The organism is Citrobacter sp. RHBSTW-00599, from assembly GCF_013784065.1.
Taxonomy (GTDB): Bacteria; Pseudomonadota; Gammaproteobacteria; order Enterobacterales; family Enterobacteriaceae; genus Citrobacter; species Citrobacter braakii.
In genome coordinates, this window is sequence record NZ_CP056717.1 from 4948817 (window position 1) to 4967202 (window position 18386).

The 18386-nt window shown below is 50.9% G+C and carries 17 protein-coding genes and 1 pseudogene; 9 read left to right on the forward strand and 9 right to left on the reverse strand.

Going from position 1 to position 18386, the window contains the following annotated elements:
- The first annotated feature begins 12 nt into the window (after positions 1–12).
- Positions 13–801: a DeoR/GlpR family DNA-binding transcription regulator gene (locus HV243_RS23920; RefSeq protein WP_053388928.1), complete on the forward strand. Its 789-nt coding sequence runs from the start codon at positions 13–15 to the stop codon at positions 799–801.
- A gap of 66 nt (positions 802–867) precedes the next feature.
- On the opposite strand, the gene typA is transcribed toward HV243_RS23920, so the two are convergent.
- Positions 868–2691, reverse strand: a complete 1824-nt coding sequence (gene typA, locus HV243_RS23925) for a ribosome-dependent GTPase TypA (protein WP_008786988.1) — start codon at positions 2689–2691, stop codon at positions 868–870.
- Positions 2692–3071: 380 nt separating this feature from the next.
- Between typA and glnA the strand changes: the two genes are divergently transcribed.
- From glnA to HV243_RS23945, 4 genes are all read left to right on the forward strand, one after another.
- Positions 3072–4481, forward strand: coding sequence for a glutamate--ammonia ligase (gene glnA / locus HV243_RS23930; RefSeq protein ID WP_003028638.1), 1410 nt, complete (start codon positions 3072–3074; stop codon positions 4479–4481).
- 203 nt (positions 4482–4684) lie between these two features.
- Positions 4685–5734: a nitrogen regulation protein NR(II) gene (gene glnL / locus HV243_RS23935; RefSeq protein ID WP_016155163.1), complete on the forward strand. Its 1050-nt coding sequence runs from the start codon at positions 4685–4687 to the stop codon at positions 5732–5734.
- An 11-nt stretch (positions 5735–5745) separates the two neighbouring features.
- Entirely contained in the window at positions 5746–7155 is a 1410-nt protein-coding gene (gene glnG, locus HV243_RS23940) for a nitrogen regulation protein NR(I) (RefSeq protein WP_047357802.1), read from the forward strand.
- A gap of 112 nt (positions 7156–7267) precedes the next feature.
- Positions 7268–7378 (forward strand): YshB family small membrane protein, encoded by a 111-nt coding sequence (locus HV243_RS23945; protein ID WP_003028631.1) that lies wholly within the window; start codon positions 7268–7270, stop codon positions 7376–7378.
- Between the two features lie 87 nt (positions 7379–7465).
- Here the strand turns inward: HV243_RS23945 and hemN are convergent, their stop codons facing one another.
- The 3 genes and pseudogenes from hemN to HV243_RS23960 form a co-directional block, all read right to left on the reverse strand.
- Entirely contained in the window at positions 7466–8839 is a 1374-nt protein-coding gene (gene hemN / locus HV243_RS23950; protein WP_053388929.1) for an oxygen-independent coproporphyrinogen III oxidase, read from the reverse strand.
- Positions 8840–9027: 188 nt separating this feature from the next.
- Positions 9028–9537, reverse strand: coding sequence for a Der GTPase-activating protein YihI (yihI, locus tag HV243_RS23955; RefSeq protein WP_019077947.1), 510 nt, complete (start codon positions 9535–9537; stop codon positions 9028–9030).
- A gap of 105 nt (positions 9538–9642) precedes the next feature.
- Positions 9643–9891: pseudogene (locus HV243_RS23960) on the reverse strand (hypothetical protein).
- A gap of 209 nt (positions 9892–10100) precedes the next feature.
- Here HV243_RS23960 and yihA point away from each other — a divergent pair.
- Positions 10101–10733: a ribosome biogenesis GTP-binding protein YihA/YsxC gene (gene yihA, locus HV243_RS23965; RefSeq protein WP_005121851.1), complete on the forward strand. Its 633-nt coding sequence runs from the start codon at positions 10101–10103 to the stop codon at positions 10731–10733.
- A 333-nt stretch (positions 10734–11066) separates the two neighbouring features.
- On the opposite strand, the gene polA is transcribed toward yihA, so the two are convergent.
- Complete coding sequence (gene polA / locus HV243_RS23970; protein ID WP_053388930.1) at positions 11067–13853, reverse strand: DNA polymerase I; 2787 nt, start codon at positions 13851–13853, stop codon at positions 11067–11069.
- A 215-nt stretch (positions 13854–14068) separates the two neighbouring features.
- On the reverse strand, positions 14069–14404 hold the full coding sequence (locus tag HV243_RS25635; RefSeq protein ID WP_240489674.1) for a hypothetical protein: 336 nt from the start codon (positions 14402–14404) through the stop codon (positions 14069–14071).
- On the opposite strand from HV243_RS25635, the gene HV243_RS23975 reads away from it, so the two are divergent.
- The gene (locus tag HV243_RS23975) at positions 14298–15158 is read left to right on the forward strand and encodes an acyltransferase (RefSeq protein ID WP_233623861.1); all 861 of its coding nucleotides are present in this window, start codon (positions 14298–14300) and stop codon (positions 15156–15158) included. The genes HV243_RS25635 and HV243_RS23975 overlap by 107 nt on opposite strands.
- 13 nt (positions 15159–15171) lie before the next feature.
- Here the strand turns inward: HV243_RS23975 and dsbA are convergent, their stop codons facing one another.
- The 3 genes from dsbA to HV243_RS23990 all read right to left on the reverse strand — a co-directional run bounded on the left by dsbA (position 15172) and on the right by HV243_RS23990 (position 17144).
- On the reverse strand, positions 15172–15795 hold the full coding sequence (gene dsbA / locus HV243_RS23980; protein ID WP_016155156.1) for a thiol:disulfide interchange protein DsbA: 624 nt from the start codon (positions 15793–15795) through the stop codon (positions 15172–15174).
- Between the two features lie 16 nt (positions 15796–15811).
- Positions 15812–16798: a serine/threonine protein kinase gene (locus HV243_RS23985; protein WP_016155155.1), complete on the reverse strand. Its 987-nt coding sequence runs from the start codon at positions 16796–16798 to the stop codon at positions 15812–15814.
- Positions 16799–16874: 76 nt separating this feature from the next.
- Complete coding sequence (locus HV243_RS23990) at positions 16875–17144, reverse strand: YihD family protein (RefSeq protein WP_003028616.1); 270 nt, start codon at positions 17142–17144, stop codon at positions 16875–16877.
- 69 nt (positions 17145–17213) lie between these two features.
- Between HV243_RS23990 and mobA the strand changes: the two genes are divergently transcribed.
- Both mobA and mobB read left to right on the forward strand, forming a co-directional pair.
- Positions 17214–17798 carry a molybdenum cofactor guanylyltransferase MobA gene (gene mobA, locus HV243_RS23995; RefSeq protein ID WP_016157861.1) on the forward strand — a complete coding sequence of 195 codons (585 nt, stop codon included), beginning with the start codon at positions 17214–17216 and terminating at the stop codon, positions 17796–17798.
- Positions 17780–18298 (forward strand): molybdopterin-guanine dinucleotide biosynthesis protein MobB, encoded by a 519-nt coding sequence (gene mobB, locus HV243_RS24000; RefSeq protein ID WP_095715465.1) that lies wholly within the window; start codon positions 17780–17782, stop codon positions 18296–18298. The genes mobA and mobB overlap by 19 nt, the downstream gene beginning before the upstream one ends.
- The last annotated feature ends 88 nt before the right edge of the window (positions 18299–18386 follow it).

An 18386-nucleotide genomic window follows, 5' to 3' on the forward strand; every position in this document is an offset into this window, starting at 1 on the left:
CCAGGAGTATTCATGAGCATCATTGAAGTCACCGGTAATCCGCGTCACGATCAACTTGTTCATTACATTTCAGAACGCGGCTATATGAATATTGAAGAGCTCGCACAATTGCTGGATGTTTCCACACAAACCGTGCGCCGAGATATTCGTAAGTTGAGTGAACAGGGTCTGATCACCCGACACCATGGTGGAGCCGGACGTGTATCCAGCATCATGAATACCGCCTTCGAACAGCGAGAGTTGTCCCTCATTCAGGAAAAAGAAGCGATAGCGGAGGCTGTTGCTGATTATCTTCCTGAACGCTGCACGGTTTTTATTACCATTGGTACTACGGTAGAAGCCGTCGCACGAGCTTTGCTGAACCGCCGGGACCTACGCATAATTACTAACAGTCTTCGCGTTGCGCAGATCTTATATAAGAATCAAGATCTTGAGGTCATGGTGCCCGGTGGAACGTTACGTGCTCATAATGGCGGTATTATTGGTCCAGGAGCAGTGAACTTTATTGAAGGATTCAGAGCCGACTATTTGATTACCAGTATTGGTGCCATTGAGGAAGACGGCACACTATTGGAATTTGACGTTAACGAAGCGCTTGTCGCCAAAACGATGATTAAGCATGCACGTAATACGCTGTTAGTTGCTGATCATACTAAGTTTACCGCCTCAGCCGCTGTATCCATCGGTAATATGCGCAAAATTCGGGCATTTTTTACCGATTCCCAACCACCAAATTCATTCAAGCAATTGCTTGATTTAGAAAATATTGAGCTAGTCATTGCAGAGCAGGAAACAACCTGATCTTTTAGATAAAAAAAGCCGCTGAAATCAGCGGCTTTTTTATGCTTACCTGAGAAAGAGCGTTAATTACTCTTCTTTCGCGCCACGCATTGCACGGCGACGATCGTTTTCAGTCAGGTGACGCTTACGGATACGGATAGAGGTTGGGGTAACTTCTACCAGTTCGTCGTCATCGATGAATTCCAGAGCCTGCTCCAGAGTCATCTTAACCGGCGGAACCAGAACCGTTGCTTCGTCAGTACCGGACGCACGCATGTTGGTCAGTTTCTTACCGGTCAGGCAGTTTACAGTCAGGTCGTTAGAGCGGCTGTGAATACCGATGATCTGGCCTTCGTAAACTTCAGCACCGTGACCCAGGAACAGCTTACCGCGGTCCTGCAGGCTGAACAGTGCGAACGCAACTGCTTTACCCTGGCCATTGGAGATCAGTACGCCGTTCTGACGCTGACCCACATCACCCGCACGAACATCGTCGTAGTGGCTGAAGGTGGAGTACAGCAGACCGGTACCGGAAGTCATGGTCATGAATTCTGAACGGAAGCCGATCAGACCACGGCTTGGGATCACGTAGTCAAGACGTACGCGGCCTTTGCCATCTGGATTCATGTTTTTCAGGTCGCCTTTACGCTCACCCAGAGCCTGCATGACAGAACCCTGATGCTGCTCTTCTACGTCCAGCGTTACGTTTTCGAACGGCTCTTGTTTACGGCCGTCGATTTCGCGGAAGATTACTTTCGGACGGGAAACCGCCATTTCGAAACCTTCACGACGCATGTTCTCGATCAGAACAGACAGGTGCAGCTCACCACGACCGGATACACGGAACGCATCCGCATCTTCGGTTTCTTCGACGCGCAGCGCAACGTTGTGCACCAGCTCTTTGTTCAGGCGGTCAAGGATCTGACGAGAGGTAACATATTTACCTTCTTTACCACAGAACGGGGAGGTGTTTACGCAGAAGAACATGGTTACGGTCGGTTCATCAACGGACAGAGCTGGCAGCGCTTCGACGTTCTGCGGGTCGCAGATGGTGTCGGAGATGTTCAGTTCGCCCAGACCGGTGATCGCGATGATATCGCCCGCTTCGGCAATATCACTCTCGATACGTTCCAGACCCAGATGGGTCAGAACTTTACCAACTTTACCGTTACGGGTTTTGCCTTCGCTATCAATGATAGTGATCTGCTGGTTCGGTTTAACTTTACCGCGTTTGATACGGCCGATGCCGATTACGCCAACGTAGTTGTTGTAGTCCAGCTGAGAGATTTGCATCTGCAGCGGGCCATCAAGGTCTACGCTTGGAGCCGGAACACGATCAACGATGGTCTGATACAGCGGAGTCATGTCTTCAGCCATATCTTCGTGATCCAGACCTGCGATACCGTTCAGCGCGGAAGCGTAAACGATCGGGAAGTCCAGCTGCTCGTCGGTAGCGTCGAGGTTAACGAACAGGTCAAATACCTGATCAACAACCCAGTCAGGACGCGCGCCAGGGCGGTCAACTTTGTTGATAACAACAATTGGCTTCAGGCCATGGGCAAAGGCTTTTTTGGTCACGAAGCGCGTCTGCGGCATCGGACCATCCATTGCATCCACCACCAGCAGCACGGAGTCGACCATGGACATTACACGTTCAACTTCACCACCGAAGTCGGCGTGCCCTGGGGTATCAACGATGTTGATACGGTAGTCATTCCATTTGATAGCGGTGTTTTTAGCGAGGATGGTAATCCCACGCTCTTTCTCCAAATCGTTGGAGTCCATCACGCGCTCTTGGGTTTCAGCACGTGCATCGAACGTACCGGATTGTTGGAGCAGCTTGTCTACCAGGGTCGTTTTACCATGGTCTACGTGCGCGATGATGGCGATGTTACGCAAATTTTCGATCACAACTTTGCCTCAGGCATTTTAGAAATAGCGCGTTATTGTACACGGATTAATCGCAGTACAAAACAGGATCACAAACATCCTCCGCAAACAAGTATTGCAGAGTTTCTTTGTGATCACATTCACGGAGCGTTAAAAGGGGTAATCTGACATGCTTTGCACCAATATGGTGCTTAATGTTCACATTAAAGCACTATAATGGTGCAATACAACCTTCATGGTGCAGCCCCTTTGCACGATAGTGCGCATGATAACGCCTTTTAGGGGCAATTTAAAAGTTGGCACAGATTTCGCTTTATATTTTTTACGGCGACACGGCCAATTTTTTGCAGAATTGAAGACTTCGTTACCACGACGACCATGACCAATCCGGGAGAGTAAGTATGTCCGCTGAACACGTTTTGACGATGCTGAACGAACACGAAGTGAAGTTTGTTGATTTACGCTTCACTGATACCAAAGGTAAAGAACAGCACGTCACTATTCCTGCTCATCAGGTAAATGCCGAATTCTTTGAAGAAGGCAAAATGTTTGACGGCTCCTCAATCGGTGGCTGGAAAGGCATTAACGAATCAGACATGGTTCTGATGCCAGATGCGTCTACTGCACTCATCGACCCGTTCTATGAAGAGTCCACCCTGATCATCCGTTGCGATATCCTGGAACCAGGTACGCTGCAGGGCTACGACCGCGACCCGCGCTCCATCGCTAAACGCGCTGAAGAGTATCTGCGTTCTACCGGCATCGCAGACACCGTTCTGTTCGGGCCTGAGCCAGAGTTCTTCCTGTTTGACGACATCCGTTTCGGCGCGTCCATTTCCGGTTCCCACGTGGCTATCGATGACATCGAAGGCGCATGGAACTCTTCCACCAAATACGAAGGTGGTAACAAAGGTCACCGTCCTGGCGTGAAAGGCGGTTACTTCCCGGTTCCTCCGGTAGATTCTTCTCAGGACATCCGTTCTACCATGTGTCTGATCATGGAAGAAATGGGCCTGGTTGTTGAAGCGCATCACCACGAAGTGGCGACCGCAGGTCAGAACGAAATCGCGACCCGCTTTAACACCATGACCAAAAAAGCGGACGAAATTCAGATCTACAAATATGTGGTTCACAACGTCGCTCACCGTTTCGGTAAAACCGCGACCTTTATGCCAAAACCTATGTTTGGCGATAACGGTTCCGGTATGCACTGCCACATGTCTCTGTCCAAGAACGGCGTAAACCTGTTCTCTGGCGACAAATATGCGGGTCTGTCTGAGCAGGCGCTGTTCTACATTGGCGGCGTAATCAAACACGCTAAAGCGATCAACGCGCTGGCTAACCCAACCACCAACTCTTACAAGCGTCTGGTCCCAGGCTACGAAGCGCCGGTAATGCTGGCTTACTCTGCCCGTAACCGTTCTGCTTCTATCCGTATTCCGGTAGTGGCTTCTCCGAAAGCGCGTCGTATCGAAGTGCGTTTCCCGGACCCGGCTGCTAACCCGTACCTGTGCTTCGCAGCACTGCTGATGGCGGGTCTTGACGGTATTAAGAACAAGATCCACCCGGGCGAAGCCATGGACAAAAACCTGTACGACCTGCCGCCGGAAGAAGCGAAAGAGATCCCACAGGTTGCTGGTTCTCTGGAAGAAGCACTGAAAGAACTGGATCTGGACCGTGAGTTCCTGACTGCAGGCGGCGTGTTCACCAATGAAGCGATCGATGCGTACATTACGCTGCGTCGCGAAGAAGATGACCGCGTGCGCATGACTCCGCACCCGGTAGAGTTTGAGCTGTACTACAGCGTTTAATTAGTACCAATACTCCGTAGATTTCTTGTTGCGACCCACGCGGCTGTAGCAAGAAAAATATAGAGTCTTTAAGTTGCCGTGGAACTTTTAGCCCATCCCAGGATGGGCTTTTTTCTCCACTAACAACCTGCTTCCTCGCGCTTTTTTGATGTAAAAAGCTATAATGCACTAAATTGGTGCAACACTTTTCAGGAGACTGCTGAATGGCAACCGGCACGCTGCCCGATGCTGGGCAGATCCTCAATTCTTTAATCAACAGCATCTTACTCGTCGACGATGAGCTGGCGGTACATTACGCCAACCCGGCGGCACAACAGTTGCTCGCCCAAAGCTCCCGCAAACTGTTTGGTACCCCACTTCCCGATCTGTTGAGTTATTTCTCCTTAAACATCGGGCTGATGCGAGAGAGCCTGGAAGCAGGCCAGGGCTTTACGGATAACGAAGTGACGCTGGTGATAGATAGCCACTCACATATCCTCTCTGTGACCGCTCAGAGGCTGCCTGATGGCCTTATCCTGCTGGAGATGGCGCCAATGGATAACCAGCGCCGTCTGAGCCAGGAACAGCTCCAGCACGCCCAGCAGATTGCTGCCCGCGATCTGGTGCGCGGCCTGGCGCACGAAATTAAAAACCCGCTGGGTGGATTACGCGGCGCGGCGCAACTGCTCAGTAAAGCGCTTCCGGACCCGGCGCTGACTGAATATACCAAAGTCATTATTGAGCAGGCCGACCGCCTGCGTAATCTGGTCGACCGTTTGCTGGGACCGCAACAGCCGGGAATGCACGTCACAGAAAGTATTCACAAAGTGGCGGAGCGCGTGGTGGCGCTGGTCTCGATGGAGCTGCCGGAAAACGTCACGCTGATTCGTGATTACGACCCGAGTCTGCCTGAATTACTGCACGACCCGGACCAGATCGAGCAGGTTTTGCTGAACATCGTGCGCAATGCTTTGCAGGCGCTGGGACCGGAAGGCGGCGAGATTATTCTGCGTACCCGCACCGCGTTTCAGCTCACGCTGCACGGTATGCGTTATCGTCTGGCGGCGCGGATTGATGTTGAGGATAACGGTCCGGGAATTCCCTCGCATTTGCAGGACACGCTGTTCTACCCAATGGTCAGCGGTCGCGAAGGCGGTACCGGCCTTGGATTATCCATCGCCCGTAATTTGATTGATCAACATTCCGGCAAAATTGAATTTACCAGTTGGCCGGGTCATACCGAGTTCTCGGTTTACCTGCCTATCAGGAAATAAAGGTGACGTTTATGCAACGAGGAATAGTCTGGGTAGTTGATGACGATAGTTCCATCCGTTGGGTGCTTGAACGTGCGCTCGCAGGGGCAGGACTAAGCTGCACTACATTTGAGAGTGGTAAAGAGGTACTGGACGCGCTGGCCAGCAAAACGCCGGACGTACTGCTGTCGGATATCCGTATGCCGGGCATGGACGGCCTGACGCTGTTAAAACAGATCAAACAGCGGCATCCGATGCTTCCGGTCATCATAATGACCGCACACTCCGATCTGGATGCTGCCGTCAGCGCCTACCAGCAAGGGGCGTTTGATTATCTGCCCAAACCTTTTGATATTGATGAAGCCGTGGCGCTGGTCGAACGCGCCATCAGCCATTATCAGGAACAGCAGCAGCCGCGTAATATTCAAATCAACGGCCCAACAACCGACATCATCGGCGAAGCACCGGCAATGCAAGACGTCTTTCGCATTATTGGTCGCCTGTCCCGTTCTTCAATCAGCGTATTGATTAACGGAGAGTCCGGGACCGGTAAAGAGCTGGTCGCCCATGCGTTGCACCGTCATAGTCCGCGCGTCAAAGCACCGTTTATCGCGCTGAACATGGCTGCTATTCCGAAAGATTTGATCGAGTCTGAGCTGTTTGGCCATGAAAAAGGGGCGTTTACCGGGGCGAATACGATTCGTCAGGGGCGCTTTGAACAGGCAGACGGCGGCACGCTGTTCCTCGATGAAATTGGCGATATGCCGCTGGACGTGCAGACGCGTTTATTGCGCGTATTAGCCGATGGACAGTTTTACCGCGTTGGCGGTTATGCGCCTGTGAAGGTGGACGTACGTATTATCGCCGCCACGCACCAGAACCTGGAACTGCGGGTGCAGGAAGGCAAATTCCGTGAGGACTTATTCCATCGCCTGAACGTCATCCGGGTACATCTGCCGCCACTGCGCGAACGTCGGGAAGATATCCCACGCCTGGCGCGTCATTTCCTGCAGGAGGCCGCCCGCGAACTGGGAGTAGAAGCCAAGCAATTACACACTGAAACCGAGGCGGCGCTCACCCGTCTGTCATGGCCGGGAAACGTGCGTCAGCTTGAGAATACCTGTCGCTGGTTAACCGTAATGGCCGCCGGACAGGAAGTACTCATTCAGGACTTACCGACCGAACTGTTTGAAACCACCGTGCCTGATGCACCGTCCCATATGCAGCCAGACAGCTGGGCAACCCTGTTGGCACAGTGGGCGGATCGGGCATTACGTTCCGGTCATCAAAACCTGCTTTCAGAGGCTCAACCGGAGATGGAGCGCACGCTGCTGACCACCGCGCTACGTCATACCCAGGGGCATAAACAGGAAGCGGCACGGCTGCTCGGTTGGGGCCGTAATACCTTGACGCGAAAGTTAAAAGAACTCGGAATGGAGTGACGATCGGTCACTGTGTAAAGATTGATAATTGAGCGCAAATTGCTGCTATTTTGCGCTTTACTGTTCCGATGAGTTAAGTATGATCGTGCCCGGCAAACGGGGGGAAGTCATCATGCTGGAATCAATGATAAATCTGCTATCGAGCGGTGCGGTTGAAAGCCATACGCCACAAACTGCGGTTGCCGCCGTGCTGTGTGCGGCGCTGGTTGGGCTGTTCAGCTAGCGGGTTTGTCGGGTGGCACTTCGCTTACCCGACCTACGTATTGAGATTTCGTAGGCCCGGTAAGCGAAGCGCCACCGGGCAACCCGGCTAAATAACGCGCGAGAACTGCTGCAAACGCGCTTTCTGGCGCAGATATGCATCGAAGCACATGCAAATATTACGAATCAGCAGACGCCCCTTCGACGTAACCTGAATCCCCTTCTCATCCACATCCACCAGCCCATCTTTCGCCAGCGGCGCCAGCAGTTTCAGGTCTTCGGCAAAATAGTCAGCGAAGTTCAGATCCCATTGTTGTTCCACGGCGGCATAGTCGAGGCGGAAATTGCAGATCAGGAGCTTAATAACATCCCGACGAATGCAGTCGTCGCGGGTCAGGGCAATTCCGCGCCACAGCGCATTCCCCTGTTCGTCTACCTGCTGGTAATAGTGCTTCAGCTCTTTCTGATTCTGCGCGTAGTTGTCGCCAATCATACTGATGGCCGATACGCCCATCCCCAGCAGATCGGTGTCCCCCTGGGTGGTATAACCCTGGAAATTGCGATGCAAAACGCCCTCGCGTTGAGCAATGGCCAGTTCGTCATCCGGGCGGGCAAAGTGATCCATGCCAATGAACTGATAGCCAGTTTCGGTCAGTGAAGAGATGGTCTCCTGCAGGATATCCAGCTTCTGCTGCGCGCTGGGCAGGTCGGCATCTTTAATCTTGCGCTGGGCAGCAAACAGCGTCGGCAGGTGCGCGTAGTTAAAGACGCTCAGACGGTCTGGATTCAGCTCAGCCACGCGTTTCAGGGTAAAGGCGAAGCTCTCTGGCGTCTGTTTTGGCAGGCCATAAATCAGATCGATATTCGTTGAGGTAAAGCCAATCTCCCGCGCATGATTCAGCAGCGCAAAGATAAACTCCTCATCCTGCTCACGGTTCACCAGGCGCTGAACTTCTTTGTTGAAGTCCTGCACTCCCATGCTCAAACGGTTAAAACCTTCAGCGCGTAAATGATCAAGGACATCCAGCTCGATTTCACGCGGATCCACTTCGATCGAGATTTCGGCGTCGTCGTTAAAGTTGAAATTGCCACGCAGCAGTGACATCAAACGGCTGATTTGCGCTTTATTCAGGTACGTTGGCGTGCCGCCGCCCCAGTGCAGCTGGCTGACATGGCGTGCGGCGAACAGCGGTGCGCGATGGATAATTTCTTGTTCCAGGGCATCGAGATATTGATCTGCTTTATGCTGCTGGCGAGTCACAATCTTGTTGCAGCCACAGAAGTAGCACAGTTTGTGGCAGAACGGGATGTGAACGTACAGCGAGAGCGGACGCTCAGGATAACGCGCTACGGCCTTTAGAAATGCTTCTGTGCCGTAGTCTTCAGAAAACTCCAGCGCGGTCGGGTACGAGGTATATCGTGGCCCGGAATAGTTATATTTCTGGATCAGGGCCAGGTCCCAGTCTATTAACTGCTCTGACATGCTCACTCCTTCCGATGGCGTCTCTGGCGGGTACGGCGTACCGGCTTAACCCCAGTGCGGGTGATAAGCCGGTTGCGCAGCCACTTCTGTCGCCGCGACAACCGCTGTAGTTTAACGAATAACCACACCAGATAACATATAACCGGAAGGGTTATAAGCAGGACGGGAAGACCCACGGTGTAAAACCGTTAGTTGCCGCCTTTCAGCAGACGCATCATGTCTTCCTGCTTTTCTTCCTCTTCCTCTTCTTCCTCGTCATCGTAAGAAAGACCCAGCTTTTGCATCAGCTCATCGATGCGGTCCAGCTTGGCATCAACCCAGGTCTGATCTTCCGCACTCAGGGTTTCTCCTGCTTCAAGACGCTCCAGCAGCGCATCCAGGCGCTCATCCGTTTCCAGTAAATCCAACTCAGCCTGTGGTGAAAGCATAGGTTTCTCACTCTTCGGTTTGTGCTGTTTGGTGACTTTTTCGGTCACGCCCAATGGAATGGGGTTTTTGCTGCCAATACGAGGATCTTTTTGCTTATTTTGGTTTCCGCCACCAGATGCGCCTTCGCTACCGGACGCACGGCTACCCGCCGCATGACCACGGTGTTTTTTCTGGCGCTTACGGTCGCGAGCTTCCTGATTAATTTCTTCGCGTGTTTTACGACGCGCTTTTGCAGGACCTTTACCGCGTGGTGTAGAAGTTGGTTTCATCATGATTCGTCTTTGGCTGTTTTATTCAGTATATAATTGCGCCGGAATCTAGCAGAAATAAAGAAAAAAGGCGACAGAGTAATCTGTCGCCTTTTTTCCTGACTCTCAACCCTTACGGGCTCTACAATCCTTGTTGGCTATCAACACACCCTGTTTTTCCCTTAGCCTGAAACATTCCGTGTTGTTTCCATTTCCTTTTACTAACGTCTCCAGACGTTTGTCTCCCTGACAATCCTGTGTCTTCGCCTCCTGGCGCTCCTGACCCTCATCCTGAGTCGACTATCCTGTCAGCTTCCTCGCTATGGGCGCTACTTTACCGCTTTGGTTTAAACGTACAAGTAACCTGGGTAACAATTTCGGACTTTAAGAATAGTGCCTTATCTTAACTATATGATTTATTTTAGTTACGTCATTTTTTACTCTGTCATCTCGTATAGAAACTATCGGCAATGTCTCACAAAGTGCGAGGTTTTTACTTACATAGCCTACGCGTCGAAAAACCAGCCTTTTGCTGGGGTTCAGGTATAATCGCTGCAAAGCCCTGATTGATGGAGAGGACTGCTTTGACTAACTTGAATTATCAACAGACGCACTTTGTGATGAGTGCGCCTGATATTCGCCACTTACCTTCCGATACCGGTATCGAAGTGGCTTTTGCTGGCCGTTCCAACGCAGGCAAATCCAGTGCGCTAAATACCCTGACGAATCAAAAGAGTCTGGCGCGTACATCTAAAACGCCGGGTCGTACTCAGCTCATCAACTTGTTTGAAGTCGTTGACGGCAAACGCCTAGTCGATTTGCCAGGATACGGTTATGCCGAAGTTCCGGAAGAGATGAAGCGCAAATGGCAGCGCGCGCTGGCTGAATATCTGGAAAAACGTCAGAGCCTGCAAGGTCTGGTGGTATTGATGGATATTCGTCACCCGCTAAAAGACCTCGACCAGCAGATGATCCTGTGGGCGGTTGAGAGCAACGTTCAGGTTCTGGTACTGCTGACTAAAGCAGACAAGCTGGCCAGCGGTGCGCGCAAAGCCCAGTTGAATATGGTACGTGAAGCCGTACTGGCATTTAACGGTGATGTACAGGTAGAAGCATTTTCATCACTGAAAAAACTGGGCGTGGACAAACTTCGGCAGAAGCTGGATAGCTGGTTTAGTGAACTGGCGCCGATTGAAGAGATGCAGGACGGGGAGTAACCCACCGATATGCCGGATAGCGCCGCTGCGCGTCTTATCCGGCCTACAGCCTGTACGAAACTTTTCTTTCGCACAATAAAAAACGCCCCAGTCATTACTGACTGGGGCGGCTAAAATATTCAGCCAAATCCGATTACGTGAAGTAAAAGGTCTGAAAGATAGAACATCTTACCTCTGTACCCTACGTGAATAACTTTACTCTTTTTTGAGCAGCTCAGAAAGCACTTTTTGTAATTTTTTTTCATTCCTTACATAGGGAATTCTAATGGACATCACAAAAAGTTCTATCTTATGTTGCTTAGTTACGAAAAAGGGGCGTTATTCAGTAAACCCTTAGTGCGCCTGATCCCAGTTTTCACCACTACCGACTTCCACCAGCAACGGCACATCAATCTGGGTCTCGTTTTCCATCAGTTGATGGATCTTTTTAGAGACGCTTTCGAGGTCATCTTTATGCACTTCAAACACCAGTTCATCGTGTACCTGCATGATCATGCGCACACGTGGTTGCTCGGTTTGCAGCCATCCGTCCACCGCAATCATGGCTCGTTTGATAATGTCTGCGGCAGTACCCTGCATCGGGGCGTTAATTGCCGCGCGCTCTGCACCAGCGCGACGAGCGCCATTACTGGATTTAATATCCGGTAAATAGAGACGACGCCCTTCCAGCGTTTCGACATAACCTTGCTCTTTTGCCTGTGCACGGGTGCGTTCCATATATTCCAGCACGCCAGGGTAGCGTTCGAAGTAGAGGTCCATGTACTTCTGTGCTTCTTTACGCGGAATATTCAACTGGCGCGCCAAACCAAAGGCACTCATCCCGTAGATCAAACCGAAGTTGATGGCTTTCGCGCTGCGGCGTTGTTCACCAGTCACGGAATCCAGCGGTAAGCCAAAGACTTCCGCAGCCGTTGCGCGGTGAATATCTTTCCCTTCGGCAAATGCGGTAAGCAGACCTTTATCACGCGAGAGATGCGCCATGATACGCAGCTCAATCTGTGAGTAGTCTGCGGAGACAATCACGTAGTCTTCTGGCGCAATAAACGCCTGACGAATACGACGACCTTCGTCATTACGTACCGGGATGTTCTGCAGGTTTGGATCCGTAGATGATAAGCGCCCGGTAGCGGTCACCGCCTGGTGATAGGAGGTGTGAACGCGCCCGGTTTTCTTGTTAATCATCAACGGAAGCTTATCCGTATAGGTCGACTTCAGTTTTGCTAAGCCGCGATATTCCAGGATCACTTTCGGCAATGGGTAATCGAGCGCGAGCTCTTCCAGTACCTCTTCCGACGTTGATGGCGCGCCGCCAGGGGTTTTCTTCAGCGGCTTAATACCCTGCTTTTCAAACAGGATAGTTTGCAGTTGCTTGGTGGAAGAGAGGTTAAACGCTTCTCCGGCGATCTCGTGCGCTTTTTGCTCCAGCTCGTTCAAACGCAGCGTCAGCTCTTCTGAATGTTTGTGCAGAACAGCCGGATCGATTTTCACACCGTTGCGCTCAACGCGAGACAAAACAGGAACCAGCGGCATATCGATATTTTCAAAGACGTTCAGCGGTCCTTTATGCTGCTGCAATTCTGGCCACATTTTGAGATGGAGCTGTAGCGTAACGTCGGCGTCTTCCGCAGCGTAACGTCCGGCTTCTTCCAGCGCTATCTGGTTAAAGGTCAGCTGGTTTTTGCCCTTTCCGGCGATCTCTTCAAAGGTGATGGTTTTATGTTTCAGCCAGCGGTCCGAGAGGCTGTCCATATCGTGTCGGCCAGCGACGCTGTTAAGAATGTAGGATTCGAGCATGGTGTCAAAGGTGATTCCACGCAGTTCGATGCCATAGTTCGCCAGGATACCGCGATCATACTTCAGGTTTTGCCCGACTTTATGCGCGTTCTCATCTTCCAGCAGCGGCTTCAGCAATGCCAGCGCGCGGTCGCGAGCGATCTGATCGGGGGCGTCCAGGTAATCGTGGGCAACAGGAACATATGCAGCCACACCCGGTTCAATGGCAAAAGACAGGCCAACCAGATTCGCGGAGATGTTGTCCAGGCTGTCAGTTTCAGTATCGAAGGCAAAGACAGGCGCTTTTTTCAGCTTCGCAATCCACTCTTCCAGCGTCGCTTCATCCAGAATTGTCACATAGTTATCATACGAGAGAACCGTGGCCGGCCCCTCAGGCGTTTCATCGACGGCGATAGTTTCCTGTGGTTTTGCCGCCGGCTTCGTTCCTTTCGCCTGTAGCCATTTACCCGCTTCAACGTCAGTAACCCAACGCTTGAATTCATACTGTTTAAATAGGTCAAGTAGTTCATCCGCTGCCGGCTGACGTACTTCCAACTGCTCGCAGGTCAACTCCAGTTCAACATCCGTTTTGATGGTAGCTAATTGATAAGAGAGGTACGCTACCTCTTTATTCTGCTCAAGTTTGCTCGCCATAGTTTTCGCACCACGGAAAGTCAGCCCCGCGATTTTGTCTGATTCAGCATAGAGGGTATCCAGCCCCCCCAGCCCCTGCAGCAGAGCCTGCGCGGTTTTTTCACCTACGCCTGGAACGCCAGGGATGTTATCTGAGGAATCCCCCATCAGCGCCAGGAAATCGATGATCAGTTCTGGTGGAACACCATATTTATTCACCACTTCATCCGGGCCGAGGATCGTATTGGTCATGGTGTTGATCAGGGTGATATTCGGCGTCACCAACTGAGCCATATCTTTATCACCGGTACTAATCAACACCGGACGACCCACCTTCTCTGCTTCCCGCGCCAGCGTACCAATGACATCGTCTGCTTCCACGCCCGAAACGGCCAGCAGTGGCAACCCCATCGCTTTTACCATCGCATGCAGAGGCTCAATCTGCGCACGCAGATCGTCCGGCATGGGTGGGCGGTGTGACTTGTAGTGTTCGAATAACTCATCACGGAAGGTTTTACCCTTAGCGTCGAATACCACCGCAGCATGGGTCGGCTGATATTGCAGAATCAAGCTACGCAGCATGTTGAGGACACCATACATCGCGCCAGTAGGTTCTCCTGCACTGTTAGTCAGCGGCGGGAACGCATGGTATGCGCGATACAGGTAAGAGGAGCCATCTACAAGGATAAGTGGGTTTTCTGGGATCTGAACCATAATGTCCGTGCCTGTTTATCAGATTATGGGTAAAGGATGCCACAGACAGGATGAAAACATGAGTTTTTCGCCGCATTTGTCGAAAAACTTTTGTAGATCTTCTGCTTTGATCGCAAAGAAGACTGTGGATAACTTTGTGAATAAATAATTTTCAGCTCTTTAAATATAGCAATAAAATTAACACATCATTTATTTTATACATATATTTCATAAGCTTAAATAAATGCGTAGTATTTTATTCCATTTATACAGCTTATATCCTGATGTGGATAGATATTCCCTTTTTTTCTATTCAGGGAAGATCCATCATTTGGTTCGTTTTCTGATAAAATCAGCCCCTTGCGCCTCTTTAGCGCACTATCTATGGCTAACCTTTTGAATAATTTAATTATGACGAGAATACTCGCTGCGATAACGCTGTTGCTGAGTATCGTATTGACCATATTGGTCACGATTTTTTGTTCTGTGCCGATCATCCTTGCCGGAGTTGTAAAACTCCTTTTGCCCGTTCCCGTTGTCTGGCGCAAGGTTTCTGTCTTCTGTAATTTCATGATGTACTGCTGGTGTGAAGGTCTGGCGCTACTGCTACACCTCAATCCGCGACTGAAGTGGGATGTCGAGGGACTGGAAGGTCTTAGCAAGAAAAACTGGTATCTGCTCATTTGTAACCATTACAGCTGGGCTGACATCGTTGTGCTTTGCGTTCTGTTCCGTAAGCACATCCCAATGAATAAATATTTCCTCAAGCAACAACTGGCCTGGGTGCCCTTTATTGGCTTGGCCTGCTGGGCGCTGGATATGCCGTTTATGAAACGCTATTCGCGAGGCTACCTGCTCCGTCATCCAGAACGGCGCGGTAAAGATGTCGAAACAACGCGTCGTTCCTGCGAGAAGTTTCGCGTACACCCGACAACTATTGTGAATTTTGTCGAAGGTTCACGCTTTACCAAAGAGAAATGTGAGCAAACCCGCTCTCCTTATCAAAACTTGCTCCCTCCAAAGGCGGCCGGTATTGCGATGGCATTGAACGTACTGGGGTCGCAGTTCGATAAAATGTTGAACGTCACGTTGTGCTATCCGGAAAACAGCAGCCGACCGTTCTACGATATGCTGAGCGGTAAGCTAACGCGTATTGTCGTGCGGGTAAATCTGGAGCCAATTCATGAAGAGTTGCACGGTGATTACGTGAACGATAAGGGATTCAAGCGTCGGTTTCAGCTATGGCTTAATACGCTGTGGAGTGAGAAAGACGCGCAGCTCGACGCGATTAAAGCCTCATATGAAAAAGCCGGTCAGCACAAGTGACCGGCTTTTGCTTTTACTTCTGACCAACCAGATACTTCACGGTATCCGCATACTGTTGTACAAAGATATCCATGCTGCTGGTATCCATGCCCTGCGGATTTACCTGATATTTGCCATTCACGAACATTGCCGGAACGCCCTGCAGCTGTAAATCAGCCGCCGCTTTTTCCTGCTGCGCCACGAGTGATTTCACCACGAAGCTGTTCCATGCCGCATCATAGTCTTCACCTTTAATACCCGCGTCGACAAACACTTTACGGATATCAGCTACAGACTGAACGGTCTGGGTTTTCTGAACACCTTCAAACAACGGAACGGTTACTTGATCTTCAACGCCCAGCGCCATAGCAACGGCCCAAGCTTGCGTCAGATCTTTGCCCAAAGGCCCCAGAAACTCGACGTGGTACTTGGTCATCTTGGTGCCTTCAGGCAGTTTTTTCTTCACGTTATCAGAGACGTGAAGAACTTCTTCAAACTGATAGCAGTGCGGGCAGTAGAAGGAGAAGAACTCCAACACTTGCGGTTCACCCGCAACAGGCTTTTCCAGAGTGATGTATTGTTTGCCATCCTGGAACTGCGCTGCAGATGCGCTAAAAGCTAAAACCATACCAGCCAGCGCCAGCCATAATTTTTTCATGTTCAAATTTCTCCGATTAATACATTGGCGTTAATTGTAAGGGGGGCTCTTGCAGAATTTTTGCCTGCTCAATAAAGGTCGCGGTCTGACGATGCCAGTAATCTTCCCCGGTTAACCACGGGAAGTTTTTTGGAAACGCAGGGTCAGCCCAACGTCGAATTAGCCAGGCAAGATAATAAACTAAACGCATAGCGCGTAAAGGTTCTATCAGTCCGATTTCAGAGGTGTCGAACTCACTAAACTCTTCATAAGCCTCGATAATGGTTTCAAGCTGCATGCGTTGTTCAGCTTTATCGCCATTGAGGAGCATCCATAAATCCTGAACAGCCGGGCCATTGCGGGCATCATCTAAATCGACAAACATCGGACCATCGCGCCACAGAATATTACCGGCATGACAATCACCGTGCAGACGTAACGTGGTAAAACGTGCATGCCAGCGTTCGGTAACGACCGCGATAAGCGCATCCGTTGCCTTCAGGAAAGCCGCTTTTTGCCCTGATGGGATCAACTGTGCGTGTTCAAAAAGCTTACGCGGCTCAGTCAGGTATTCTTCAAGGCCAATCGTCGGGCGAAAGGCAAAAGTACGCTTGCATCCGGTCTGATGCATACGCCCCAGATAGCGCCCCACCGCCTCCATCTGATCGATATTGTCGGCCTCAAACTGCCGCCCGCCGACGCTGGGGAAGATCGCATAATGGAAACCCTGATGGCTTAACAGCGTTTGGCCGCTTAGTACCAGCGGTGCAGCTACCGGGACTTCATCGCTTACCAGTTCCAGAGCAAACTGGTGCTCTTCCTGGATCTGCTCGACAGACCAACGTTCAGGGCGATAAAACTTAACGACAAAGCGTCGACGGTCTTCGTCCTGGAATTGATAGACACGGTTTTCATAGCTGTTAAGCGGGGTAAGCCCGGAGTCCACCCGGATCCCCTGCTCAAACAGTGCATCCATGATGGTATCCGGGTGTAGCGTCTGGAAATTAAAAGCGTTGTCGTTCATCCCATCATCCGGAAAATACTACGAATGATTCAGGATATCATTTCGCAGCGCTTTCGGTGGTGGCGATTACAAGCTTTTACTCTTTAATTACGCCACGTGCGCGGAGTAGTGCGGTTTTAAAATCTTCCTCATAATCTTTCTGAATACCTGGGATGACGGCGTCTTTCGCCGAGTCACGCATTTTCAGGTGATAGATCAGAATGTCATCAGTTAAATCCGCCAGTTCGCCGTCAAAACCTGACTCTTGCGCCAGTTTCTGTAAAAATTGCATCAGGTTAAGATCGGGTTCCTTCTGCCAGGCCGGCTGGAGGAGTTCAATAACTTCATTCAGACGTTTACATTTCATGGTTGTGCTCCTTAGGCTCAATACAGATACGTTAGCAGGGTCAATCCCACATTAAAAGAGGCGATATCAGTGATTCTGGATAGTGCAATAACAGGGGTTGTGCTGGCAGGCGGTAAGGCCAGACGGATGGGCGGAACCGATAAAGGTCTGCTTGAGCTGGACGGTAAACCTCTTTGGCGGCACGTAGCCGATACCCTCGCTTTACAGGTCGAAACCGTGGTGGTTAATGCCAATCGCCACCGGGATATTTACCAACAAAGCGGCCTGAAAGTTATCCCTGATTCATTGGCCGATTTCCCTGGCCCACTGGCCGGGATGCTATCGGTATTCCTGCAGCAAGCGGGGGAGTGGTTTCTGTTCTGCCCGTGCGATATGCCCTATATTCCTCACGATCTGGTCAAACGTTTGAAGGAGCAGCGCAAAGCTGCACCGGTTGTCTGGGTGCATGATGGCGAAAGAGATCATCCGACCATTGCGCTAATGCACCGCACCATGCAACCCTTGCTACAGGATTATCTTCAGTCCGGTGAAAGACGCGTCATGGTCTTTATGCGCCAGGCTGGCGGTCATGCTGTCGATTTCAGCGATCATAAAGATGCGTTCGTGAACGTGAACACCCCTGAAGAACTTGCAAAATGGCAGGACAAATCATGATCCCATTACTCGCTATAGCAGCATGGAGCGGAACGGGAAAAACTACGCTGCTTAAAAAATTGATCCCGGTGCTACGTGCCAGAGGCATTCGTCCCGGATTGATTAAGCATACTCATCACAAGATGGATGTTGATAAGCCCGGCAAAGATAGCTATGAGCTACGCAAAGCCGGTGCAGCACAAACCCTGGTCGCCAGCCAGCAGCGCTGGGCATTAATGGTAGAAACCCCGGAAGAGCCTGAACTGGATTTAGCGTACTTGGTAAGCAGGATGGATGCTTCTACACTGGATATGGTGTTGGTTGAGGGCTTTAAGCATGAACCTGTTGCTAAGATCGTTCTTTTTCGCGACGGTTGCGGGCACAGTCCAGAGGACCTGGCGTTAGACAACTATGTTATCGCGGTTGCCAGTGATATTCCGCTTGCGGTGGATGTTCCATTGTTAGATATCAACGATATACAGCAAGTTGCCGATTTTGTTACGCAATGGATAAGAAGATAGCTGCTGTGTCGTGATACGCCTTTGTAGGCCGGATAAGGCGGGAGGTCACTTCCGGCGATTTTCATCCCGCACAGACGCAAAAAAGCCC

Bases quoted from the DNA above. Each gene is read 5' to 3' on its own strand.
- HV243_RS23920 (WP_053388928.1), top strand. From the start codon at position 13: ATGAGCATCATTGAAGTCACCGGTAATCCGCGTCACGATCAACTTGTT.
- glnA (WP_003028638.1), top strand. From the start codon at position 3,072: ATGTCCGCTGAACACGTTTTGACGATGCTGAACGAACACGAAGTGAAG.
- glnL (WP_016155163.1), top strand. From the start codon at position 4,685: ATGGCAACCGGCACGCTGCCCGATGCTGGGCAGATCCTCAATTCTTTA.
- glnG (WP_047357802.1), top strand. From the start codon at position 5,746: ATGCAACGAGGAATAGTCTGGGTAGTTGATGACGATAGTTCCATCCGT.
- HV243_RS23945 (WP_003028631.1), top strand. From the start codon at position 7,268: ATGCTGGAATCAATGATAAATCTGCTATCGAGCGGTGCGGTTGAAAGC.
- hemN (WP_053388929.1), bottom strand. From the start codon at position 8,839: ATGTCAGAGCAGTTAATAGACTGGGACCTGGCCCTGATCCAGAAATAT.
- yihI (WP_019077947.1), bottom strand. From the start codon at position 9,537: ATGAAACCAACTTCTACACCACGCGGTAAAGGTCCTGCAAAAGCGCGT.
- polA (WP_053388930.1), bottom strand. From the start codon at position 13,853: ATGGTTCAGATCCCAGAAAACCCACTTATCCTTGTAGATGGCTCCTCT.
- HV243_RS25635 (WP_240489674.1), bottom strand. From the start codon at position 14,404: ATGAAATTACAGAAGACAGAAACCTTGCGCCAGACAACGGGAACGGGC.
- dsbA (WP_016155156.1), bottom strand. From the start codon at position 15,795: ATGAAAAAATTATGGCTGGCGCTGGCTGGTATGGTTTTAGCTTTTAGC.
- HV243_RS23985 (WP_016155155.1), bottom strand. From the start codon at position 16,798: ATGAACGACAACGCTTTTAATTTCCAGACGCTACACCCGGATACCATC.
- HV243_RS23990 (WP_003028616.1), bottom strand. From the start codon at position 17,144: ATGAAATGTAAACGTCTGAATGAAGTTATTGAACTCCTCCAGCCGGCC.
- mobB (WP_095715465.1), top strand. From the start codon at position 17,780: ATGGCAGGACAAATCATGATCCCATTACTCGCTATAGCAGCATGGAGC.